General features: G+C 66.9%; 8 protein-coding genes. All 8 read left to right on the top strand.

Translation table 11 applies throughout. From position 1 onward, the window contains the following. The first annotated feature begins 282 nt into the window (after positions 1-282). Positions 283-1,881: a class I SAM-dependent methyltransferase gene (locus BST13_RS23135; protein WP_083166351.1), complete on the top strand. Its 1,599-nt coding sequence runs from the start codon at positions 283-285 to the stop codon at positions 1,879-1,881. 181 nt (positions 1,882-2,062) lie between these two features. Continuing rightward, positions 2,063-3,673, top strand: coding sequence for a gamma-glutamyltransferase family protein (locus tag BST13_RS23130; protein ID WP_083166350.1), 1,611 nt, complete (start codon positions 2,063-2,065; stop codon positions 3,671-3,673). A 28-nt stretch (positions 3,674-3,701) separates the two neighbouring features. Then, complete coding sequence (locus BST13_RS23125; RefSeq protein WP_083166349.1) at positions 3,702-4,889, top strand: M24 family metallopeptidase; 1,188 nt, start codon at positions 3,702-3,704, stop codon at positions 4,887-4,889. 23 nt (positions 4,890-4,912) lie between these two features. Then, the gene (locus tag BST13_RS23120) at positions 4,913-6,559 is read left to right on the top strand and encodes an ABC transporter substrate-binding protein (RefSeq protein WP_083166348.1); all 1,647 of its coding nucleotides are present in this window, start codon (positions 4,913-4,915) and stop codon (positions 6,557-6,559) included. Positions 6,560-6,608: 49 nt separating this feature from the next. Then, on the top strand, positions 6,609-7,559 hold the full coding sequence (locus BST13_RS23115; protein WP_211296162.1) for an ABC transporter permease: 951 nt from the start codon (positions 6,609-6,611) through the stop codon (positions 7,557-7,559). Continuing rightward, on the top strand, positions 7,556-8,428 hold the full coding sequence (locus BST13_RS23110; RefSeq protein ID WP_083166346.1) for an ABC transporter permease: 873 nt from the start codon (positions 7,556-7,558) through the stop codon (positions 8,426-8,428). The genes BST13_RS23115 and BST13_RS23110 overlap by 4 nt, the downstream gene beginning before the upstream one ends. Next, positions 8,425-9,279 (top strand): ABC transporter ATP-binding protein, encoded by an 855-nt coding sequence (locus tag BST13_RS23105; RefSeq protein ID WP_083166345.1) that lies wholly within the window; start codon positions 8,425-8,427, stop codon positions 9,277-9,279. The genes BST13_RS23110 and BST13_RS23105 overlap by 4 nt, the downstream gene beginning before the upstream one ends. Then, positions 9,276-10,103 carry an ABC transporter ATP-binding protein gene (locus tag BST13_RS23100; protein WP_083166344.1) on the top strand — a complete coding sequence of 276 codons (828 nt, stop codon included), beginning with the start codon at positions 9,276-9,278 and terminating at the stop codon, positions 10,101-10,103. The genes BST13_RS23105 and BST13_RS23100 overlap by 4 nt, the downstream gene beginning before the upstream one ends. Positions 10,104-10,114 lie beyond the last annotated feature (11 nt).

Here is a 10,114-nt window from a genome sequence, read left to right as displayed (position 1 = left end):
GGTGGGCTCGGGTTCGACGACCTTGGTGATCTCCGGCGAATCATCGGATCTGATAATCCGCAGGTCGTAGGTTCGAGCCCTACTGGGGGCACTGGCAAGGCCGGTACCTGGAGTTTCCGTACCGGCCTCATTTTTTGCCCAACCGGCCGACGGGCCGTTAACGGCGCCTGAACAGGCGGCAAAGCCCAGCTTTCCGCATTCGGCGGGCGTGGTCGGCCCGGCGTCGGCATGTTCGAATGAGGCGCACGACCGAGAGGGTCGCTCAGGCCGGAGGGAGCGCCGTTGACGGCACCAGAGCGCCACGCAGCCACCGATGCGCTGCGCGCGGATTACGACGCGACGCCCTACAAGTCGTATGCAATCCCGCCGTCCGCGCCGGGCGTGCTGGCGGCGATCGCGCACCTCTTCGGGCTGGAAACCGCCGACGTGGCGACGGCCCGGGTCCTGGAGATCGGCTGTGCCACGGCCGGGAACATCATCCCGTTCGCCGCCGCGCATCCCGAGGCACGCGTGGTGGGCATCGATCTGTCGCCGGTCCAGATCGAACAAGGGCGGGCGTACGTGGCGGCCCTGGGATTGGGCAACGTGGAACTGACGGTCGGTGACATCGCCACGACGGATCTCACGGCTCTGGGTCAGTTCGACTTCATCATCTGCCATGGCGTCTACAGCTGGGTACCGGACCACGTGCAGGACGCGATCCTCACGGCATTTCGCCGGCTCCTGGCGCCGGACGGGGTGGCGTACCTCAGCTACAACACCTACCCCGGCTGGAAGTCCAAGGAGGTGATGCGCGACGCGATGCTGCTGGCCGGCGGCGCCAGTGGCACTCCCGAACAACGGGTCACCGATGCCCGCCGCATGGTCGACTTCCTGGAGGAGGTCGCCCCGGCCGATGGCGTGCTGGCCCGCGTGCTCGCCGAATTCCGTTCGCGCGATGAGGCTTTCGGAGATTTCTTCCTTCTGCACGACGAACTCGAATCGTTCAACTCACCGTGCTACTTCTACGAGATGGTGGGTCGCGCCGCCGAGAAGGGCCTGGTGTATCTCGGGGAAGCACGCCCCGAGACCATGGTGCCCGCCAACCACGGCCCCAAGGTCGCCGAATTCCTCGCCGAGAAGTGCGCGGGTGTTCAGGTTCTCGTCGAGCAGTACATCGATTTCGCCATCAACCGCTCGTTCCGGGAGTCCCTGTTCGTCCACACCGAACGCGCGCGGCAGATCGACTACCAACCTGACCCACGCCGCTACCAAACGCTGCATTTCGCGGCCTGGACTCCCCCGGCCGACGGCGAAACGAGGATGGACCAGTCCCGCCAGGAGTACGTCGAGGCGGACGGGGCAACCCTGTTCACCAACGACCCGGGCATCAAGGCGGCGCTCGAAGCACTCAACGATCGGTGGCCGTGGACCCTGTCCCGGCAGGAGTTGATCGACACCGTCACAGCCCGGCTGATCGCCGCGGGTTTCACACCAAGCGCCACCATCGCCGACACCGTCGACAACCTGATGGGAGTGTTGATCGGGCAAGGGCAGGCCCGGTTCCGGCTCGATCCGGTGCTGCCAGAGCCGACGCCTGCGTCGTTGCGCGTCGACGAGTCCGCCCGCCGCATGGCAAGCCTCACAGGCGGCGGCGAATCCTCGACGTTCAATCCGTGGCACGAGCCGTTGGTCCTGTCAGACGTCGATCGGCACCTCGTTCCACTACTGGACGGCACCCGCGACCACGATGCTCTCGTCGACGCGCTCGTGGCGATCGACGCCGAGGACCCGATCGTGGTCGAGGACGACGCCGGCCGGCCGCGGCGCGACGTGCTGGCCGAGCACGTCGACACTCTCGTGCAACGGCTCGCCGAGATGAAACTCATCCGGATCGGCTGACGACACCGGCGACATCTCGCCGAAGCCTTCCCCTATCGATCAATAGCCCCTATCATTCGATAGGCTGCTGTGGTCCACGCCACGTCGACAGCTCACCCGGGTCGCGGTCACACCGCGATCCCGAAGCGCCCGCCCGCGCCGTCGTACGGGTTGGGCACTCACGAGAGGAGTTGCGGCCACCTTGACCAACCCCGTCGGATCCCCCGACGCCGCCGGAGCGTCGATCATCGGGGCCATCGCCGCCCCACACTCCCTCGCCACCGAGGCGGGTCTGAACGCGTTGCGCGACGGCGGCACGGCGATCGATGCGGCCATCGCCGCCGCTGCCGTACTCACCGTGGTCTACCCGCACAACGTCGCACTCGGCGGCGATCTGATCGCGCTGGTGCGCGGCCCCGACGGGAAGGTGCAGTGCATCAACTCGTCGGGATGGGCGGCCGGCACCACCGATGCGGCCGTGCTGCGGTCGACGTTCGGCCGGAGCCTGCCCGCCCGCGATGTGCACACGGTGACGGTCCCCGGCGGGGTGCGGGGCTGGGAGGCACTGCGCAGCCATGGATCTCGACTCTCCTGGTCCGACACCTTGGCCGCGGCGGAGGACGCCGCCGCATCCGGCGTTGAGCTGGCCCCCTCGGTCGCCCGGCATTTGCTGCACCCCGAGAACGCGGACCTGCACGGCACATCCGACTTCGACCGGGTGTTCCGCCCCGACGGGCAGTCTCGCCGCGCCGGAGATCTGTTGCGGCAGCCCGAACTTGCCGCGAGCTTCTCGCTCCTGCGCGCCGGCGGCCCCGACGAGTTCTACCAAGGTGCTCTCGCAACCCGCTCCATCACCTACCTGCAATCCCGCGGATCCCAGCTGACCGCAGACGACTTCGCGGACTTCCAGCCCGAGACCACCGCACCGTTGCAGACCACGTTCGGCGATCTCACCGTCCTGACGAGCCCGCCGAACACCCATGGCTTCATCCTGCTGCGCGTCCTTCGCGCGGTGGAGGAACTGGGCCTCGCTGACCCGCTGGGCGCCGACTTCGGTACCGTCATGCGACTCTTCCACCGCGCCAACCGAATTCGTGACGATTCGCTGGCCGACCCACGCCAGGTTGGCGTGGACGTTGGTGCTCTTGTGCACGACGACCTGACGTCGTTCGCGCCCGTCGGCCAGGCTCGCGACGCGTCGCTCATCCCGCACGGTGACACCGTGGGAGTATCGGCGATGGACAGCGACGGCTACGCAGTCTCGTTGATCCAGAGCGTGTTCTACGCGTTCGGGTCCGGACTGATCGACCCGCAGACCGGCATCCTGTATCACAACCGCGGCACCAGCTTCTCACTCGACGAGCACGCACCCAACGTCATTGCCCCGCGTAAACGACCCGCCCACACTTTGATGCCGGCGATGACGTTGCACGACGGATCCGTTCGGCACATCCTGTCCACGATGGGCGGACAGGGCCAGCCACAGATCCTCGCGCAGATCCTGCTGCACGCCACCCGTGGCGCCACGGCGCAGGCCGCAGTCGCCGCGCCCCGCAGCGTCGTCGGTCCTCAATATGACGGCGCAACAGACGATTTGGTGTCATATGAATCCGATTCACCGGCAGCCGCCCGGGAAGCGCTGATCGGCAGCGGGCTGTTCGTACTGGAGGTTCCACCGAGAACCGAGGCGCTCGGCCAAGCCAATGTCGTCTTCTCAGAACCGGACGGTCGTATGACCGCCGCCTCGGATCCTCGATCCGACGGTGCGGCCGCGGTCGCACATTTTCCGCGCGCACTCGGCACCAACAGCTAGCCACCTCGGAGACGGAAGGGACCAAGACGTGCAGAGCACAGCATCGATCGCCACCGACGAATACGAACGGCGAATGGCCAACCTGCGCAACCAGCTCGCCGCCGACGATATCGATGCCATCGTCATCTGGGCTCGCGGCGGGGGGACGGTGGAGCGGTTCGCGAATGTTCAGTACCTGTGCGGCCACTACCCATTCTTCCCGATCATCCGTGACGTCCCGGGCGCATGGGCCGACCGTGGCTATGCCGCGCTGGTCGTCACCCACGACAGCGCGGTGCTGTGTTCCGATGACCGCTTCTCCGAGCCGCGCGCAGTCACCGACCATCGCGCGCTCGACGTCGGCAACGGAGAAACCCTCGGCGACCTGATCGCCAGTGTGCTCGCGGGCAAACGGCGCCGAATTGCGGTGTGCGGCACCGACACGATGACCGCTCGCCAATTCGATCACCTCGAGAAGGCGGTGGCGCCCGTTGGCGACGGGGAACTCGTCATCGTCGACGATCTGGTCGAACGGCTCCGTTCGGTCAAGTCGCCGGGCGAGATCGCCATGCTCGAGCAGGCGGGTGCCATCGCCGACGCGTCGTTTCGGGCGGCGCTCGATGTGTTGCGGGCAGGCGCCCGGGAAGCCGACGTGGTCGCCGCACTCGTGGCCGAGGCCACGCGCAGCGACGCGGTGGTCGCCAACGCTTTCGTCGCGACGTTCGGCGACGAGGCCGACGGTCTCCCCGACGGAGCCCCGACCTGGTCGCAGCGCGTGCTGCGCCCGGGTGACCTGTTCACCGTCGACTTCAGCGGCGCCTACCGCGGCTATTTCTTCGATTTGGCGCGCAGTCGCGTCATCGACAGAGCTCCGACCGATGCCCAGGCGAGTGCATTTGCGCTCGCGCAGGATTCGGTGAATGCCGCTGTCGCCGCGGCAGTACCCGGCGCCACCGTGTCCGACGTCGCCGAGGCTGCCGACGAACTGCTGCGGGCACAGGACTACGACTTTGCGGGTGCGGAATTCCAGGCCGGCGGCCACGGCCTCGGCCTCGGGTTCGAGGCGCCATGGATCCGCACGGGCGACCCACGGCCGATCGAGGTCGGGATGACACTTGCGCTGGAGCGCTTCGTGATTCGCGACGGCACCGGCGCAACCTTCGAACGCAACATCGTGGTGACCGAGGACGGCCCCCGCGACCTGCATCCCGTCATCGACATCTGGTCCGAAAACTGATCTGTCCGACAAAGGAGTCGTCCATGCCGACAAATGCCCGTTCCGCGCTCATCGCGGCCGCGCTCACCGTCACTGTCGCGGCGGCCATGACCGGCTGTTCCGGCGACCGCCCGCCCGCCGGCAGCTCAGCCAACGGCTCGGTGGAGACTGTGTTCACCACATCACCGGCCAAGGGTCCGATCGATCACTTCACCTGGAACCTGGCCACCGGTGAGCCCGCGTCGCTCGACTGGATCCTGGACTACTCCGACTCCGAAAACGCCACCCTGGCCAACATGTGCGAAAGTCTCATGGTCCAAAACGAGGACATGACGCTGTCCCCTGGGCTGGCCGAACGCATCGACCGACCCGACGACAAGACCATGGTGGTCACCATCCGAGACGGCGTGAAGTTCTGGAACGGCGCCCCGATGACCACCGACGACGTGGTGTTCAGCCTGTCCCGAAATCTCGACCCGAAGGCCGGATCCTATTGGGCCTCACCGTTCTACGACCGGGTCGCGTCGATCCAGGCCACCGGCGACCGCCAGGTCACCATCAAGTTCAAAGAGCCCGACGCCGTGTTCGAGCGCATGCTGGCCACCGCGGCGGGAGTGATCGGCAACAAGCAGTTCGTGCAACAGGCGGGTCCGGCCTACGGCACCGCGAACGGCGGCATCATGTGCACCGGCCCGCTGCGCCTGGACAGCTGGAAGCCCGGCAAGACCATCGAGATGACGAAGAACCCGAACTACTGGAATGCGTCCAACGCTGCCAAGGCCGACCGCGTCATACTCACCTTCGTCACCGACGAGGCGACCATCACCAGCAGCCTGTTATCAGGTGACATCGACGGCACGCACCGCACGCCGCTCTCGGCCATGGAACCGCTGCGCTCCTCCGGCAAGGGCAAGTTCTATCTCGGCGCGAGCACCGACTGGCTGGCCATCCGGCCCACCGAACGCCCCGGGCCAATGCAGGACAAGGACGTTCGGCGGGCACTGAGCATGGCGTTGGACCGGCAGGGCATTGTCAACGGGGTATACCGCGGCACCGCCGAGGCGTCGTCGACGCCCATCCAGTCCGGCGCGTGGGGCTACAGTCGGCCGATCTTCGAGGCGGCCGCGGCCCAGTACGCCAACCCGGCCCGTGATGTCGAAGGCGCCAAGAAGCTCATCACCGACGGCGGGCACAAGGGACAGATCATCACGGTGGCCTACCCCACCGAGCTCGAAACGGAAAGCAAGACCGCCCAATTGCTCGCCGATGCCGGCCGTGAAATCGGGATCGACGTGAAAACCGTTCCACTGCCGGTCACGAGCTTCACCAACCTCTACTTCGACAAGGCCGCCCGCGCCGGGTATGACGCGTTCATCGTGGGCGAGTACGGGGCCGGGGTTGCCGAACCGTTGGTGAGCTTGAGCGAATTCACCCCGCTGAGCGCCTACAACTACGGCGCGCTCAACGCACCCAAGCTCACCGACAACGTGCGCGCAGCCTACGCGACGTTCGACGACGACGAGCGGGCCCGCAAACTCGTCGAAGCCCAGGCGGCCGCTGTCGACGAGGTGGCCATGATCAATGTCGCCAATCCCAGGATCCCGATGTACATGAACGACCGGATCACCGGGGCGACACCGTCCATTGCGTTCCTGTACTTTCCGTGGGCGGCGAAGGTGGGCGCCGCGTGAGCCGAATGGGAATGCGGCCGCACGCGAGGAGGACAAAGCAGGGATGGGGATGATCCGGTTCATCGCCATCCGGCTGGCCGAAGGTGTAGTGACGCTGCTGTTGTCGTCGTTGCTGATCTTCGGCGCGCTCTACCTGGCGCCCGGCGATCCGCTCGCCTACCTGATCGGTAACCGGACCCTGTCCCCCGAGGCGATTGCAGCGCTGCGTGAGCACTACCACCTCGACGATCCGTTCTTCACCCGCTGGTTCAGTTGGCTCGGAGACGTGCTGTCCGGTCAGTTCGGGCAATCGATCACCTACCGTGACGACGTGTCGAACCTGCTCGGCCCGCGGCTCATCACCACGACGAGCCTGGTGGCGTACTCGATGGTGGTCATCGTCGTGGTGGGTATCGGCCTTGGCATCGTCGCCGCGCTGGCACGGCGCGCTGTCAGCGACGTGATCCTGGGGCTGACGTCGGTGGGCGTGGCGGTGCCGAGTTTCGTTGCGGCAGCGGTACTCATCTTCACGTTCTCGGTGACGCTGCGGTGGTTCCCCACCTTCGGATCGGGCGAGGGCGTGGCCGATCGGCTCTACCACCTGACGCTCCCGGTGCTGGCGTTGACGCTGGCATCCGGGTCCTACGTCATCCGGGTGACCCGTGCTGCGCTGCGCGAAGAGGCGGCCCGCGACCATGTGCGCTCGGCCGTGGCCCGCGGGCTGCCACGCCGCACGATCATCACCAAACACATTCTGCGCAACGGCCTTACCCCTGTTGCCACCGTCGTGGGGCTGACGCTCACGAGCCTCGTCGTCGGATCGGTGGTCGTCGAACGCGCCTTCGCGCTCGACGGCATCGGGTCGCTGCTCACCGAAGCTGTCGCCAAGAAGGACTTCGCCGTGGTTCAAGCCGTCTCACTGGTGCTGATCACCGTCATCGTCGTGGTCGTTCTCGCCGTCGACGTGCTCCAGGTAGTGATCGACCCCAGGGTGCGCAACCGCTTCGGAATCGAAGCATGACCGCCGTCTTGTTCGAGACGCTGCGTCGCCGCCGCGTTCCTGACAAGCGGCGGGACAGCCTGGGCACGTTGGGAATCGCCGCGGCCGTCATCGTCGGCGGCGTTGCGGTCATCGCGCTGTGTGCGCCCTGGGTGACCCCGGCAGATCCCGCGGTGGTCGACTTCTCCAACACCTACCGCCCGAGCGGAGCCGGTGCACTCCTGGGCACCGACGGCTCGGGCCGCGACATCCTGAGCCGGTTGATCGACGGAGCTCGGACCAGCCTGCTGGGCCCGACACTCGTGGTGCTGATCTCGGCAGCGCTCGGAACGGCCCTCGCTTTGACGGCCGCCATGAGCGGTGGCTGGGTCGACCGCGGGCTCAGCAGGTTGTTCGACGTCGGGTTTGCCTTCCCCGGCCTGCTGCTGGCCATCCTCGCGGTGTCGGTGTTGAGCCCCGGTTTCACGACAGCCGTTCTGGCGCTGTCGGTTTCCTACATCCCGTTCGTGGCGCGCATCGTGCGTAGCGTCGCCATCGGAGAACTGACCCTGCCCTACGTCACCGCGCTGGTGACACTCGGTCAGTCGCGATGGCGCATCGCGACCCGGCACCTGCTGCGCGCGGTGCTCCCCACCGCGCTGGCCCAATCCACGATCTGCTTCGGTTACGCGCTGGTCGATCTGGCGGCTCTGTCCTACCTCGGTCTCGGGGTGCAGCCACCCGACTCCGACTGGGGCCTGATGGTCGCTGAAGGGCAGCGCGGTCTCATCCAGGGCTATTGGGAAGAGGCACTTTTCGCGGGTGCCGCCCTGGTTGTCATCGTGACGTGCGTGTCCTTGCTGGGCGACCGGATCGCCGATCGTGTCAGTCTGAACGGAGAGCGTCGATGAGCCATCTCCTGGAGGTCGACCGCCTCGCCGTGACCATGCCGGACGGGACCCGCGCCATCGACGAGGTGTCGTTCACTGTCGACCGCGGCGAGATCGTCGGCTTCATCGGCGAATCCGGATCAGGCAAGAGCACCACCGCCAACGCAATTGCGCGACTCTTGCCAGAGCGCGCGACGGTCACCGGCAGGATCCTGTTCGACGACCGCGACGTACTCACGCTCGGCACGCGTGAGCTCAACCGGTTCCGTGACGTCGACCTCGGCATGGTGTTCCAGGATCCTCGGGCTGCGGTCAACCCGGTGGCCCGCGTCGGCGAGTACGTCACGGAGGCGCTGCGCGTGAACCGCCGGATGTCGCGTGCGGCGGCCAGGGCCCGGGCCGTCGAATTGTTCACCGAGGTGGGCATTCCCGAGCCCGATCGCAGGCTCGACGAGTACCCGCACCAGTTCTCCGGGGGCATGCTGCAGCGCGCAGTGATCGCGGCGGCGCTGTCCACCGATCCCCGGTTGTTGCTGGCCGATGAAGCCACCACGGCCCTGGATGTGACCCGGCAGGCCGAGGTTGCGGCGATCCTGCGAACGGCGTGCCGCGACCGTGACCTGGGCCTGGTGTTCATCACGCACGACCTGGAACTGGCCGGCGCACTGTGTGACCGCGTGTGCGTGATGTACCGCGGACGCATCGTCGAACAAATCGAGGCCGATCGCCTGCACACCGACGCCAAACACCCCTACACCGTGGCACTTCTGCGTTCCCGGCCGTCGGTGGACGAACGCCCGCACCGGCTTCCGGTCATCACACCCGCTGACCGCGAAGCCTTCGGATCCGTCCTGGAGGAAACCTCCCCATGACCGACAGCACCGAACCGCAAACCCTGATCGAGGTGACCGACGTATCGCGGATCTTCAGCCGCCGTGGCGTCGACACCCTCGCCGTCGACGGGGTCTCGTGCCGGATGACCGCCGGCCGCGATCTCGGCATCGTCGGTGAATCCGGTTCGGGCAAGACCACTCTGGCGCGCATCATCATGGGTCTCGAGACAGCGACCGCGGGGACGGTGAAGGTGCTCGGCGAAGATCTGACCCGCCCCGCGCACCGGCAACGCGAACGATTACGGCGCGCCCGCATGATGCAGATGGTTTATCAAGACCCGTACGGTTCTCTCGACCCACGCTCGACCGTGCGGGCCTGCCTCGACGAGGTGCTGCGGCTGCATCCACCTGCCGACGGAACGTCGCGGGCCGACCGCATCGGGAAGCTCGCCGACCTGGTCGGTCTCTCGACGGCACAGCTGGATCGCACACCACGGGAACTGTCCGGTGGCCAATGCCAGCGGGTCGCGATCGCCCGCGCCCTTGCTGTCGAGGCCCGTATCGTCATCCTCGACGAAGCCGTTGCGGCACTGGATATCTCGATTCAGGCCCAGATCCTCAACCTGCTTGCCGACCTGCGCGACGAGCTGGGCACGGCCTACCTGCTGATCTCGCACGACCTGGGCGTGGTGCGTCAGCTGACCGACGACGTCGTCGTCATGCATCGCGGCCGGATCGTCGAATGGGGCAGTACCGAACAGGTTCTGAACGCTCCGCGGGAGCCGTACACCCGGCGCCTGAAGGCCAGCATTCCGAGCACGCGGTGGCGCGAGCCCGGGGTGCTGGAACAGCTCGGGAGTTGACCGGGTAGGTG

Origin of the sequence: Mycobacterium aquaticum, from assembly GCF_002086485.1 — a bacterium.
Classification (GTDB): domain Bacteria; phylum Actinomycetota; class Actinomycetes; order Mycobacteriales; family Mycobacteriaceae; genus Mycobacterium; species Mycobacterium aquaticum.
This window is presented reverse-complemented; position numbering and strand designations above follow the sequence as displayed.

What these genes read in the sequence shown, in the direction of transcription:
- BST13_RS23110 (WP_083166346.1), top strand. Translation starts at nt 7,556, where the DNA reads ATGACCGCCGTCTTGTTCGAGACGCTGCGTCGCCGCCGCGTTCCTGAC.
- BST13_RS23100 (WP_083166344.1), top strand. Translation starts at nt 9,276, where the DNA reads ATGACCGACAGCACCGAACCGCAAACCCTGATCGAGGTGACCGACGTA.
- BST13_RS23115 (WP_211296162.1), top strand. Translation starts at nt 6,609, where the DNA reads ATGATCCGGTTCATCGCCATCCGGCTGGCCGAAGGTGTAGTGACGCTG.
- BST13_RS23105 (WP_083166345.1), top strand. Translation starts at nt 8,425, where the DNA reads ATGAGCCATCTCCTGGAGGTCGACCGCCTCGCCGTGACCATGCCGGAC.
- BST13_RS23120 (WP_083166348.1), top strand. Translation starts at nt 4,913, where the DNA reads ATGCCGACAAATGCCCGTTCCGCGCTCATCGCGGCCGCGCTCACCGTC.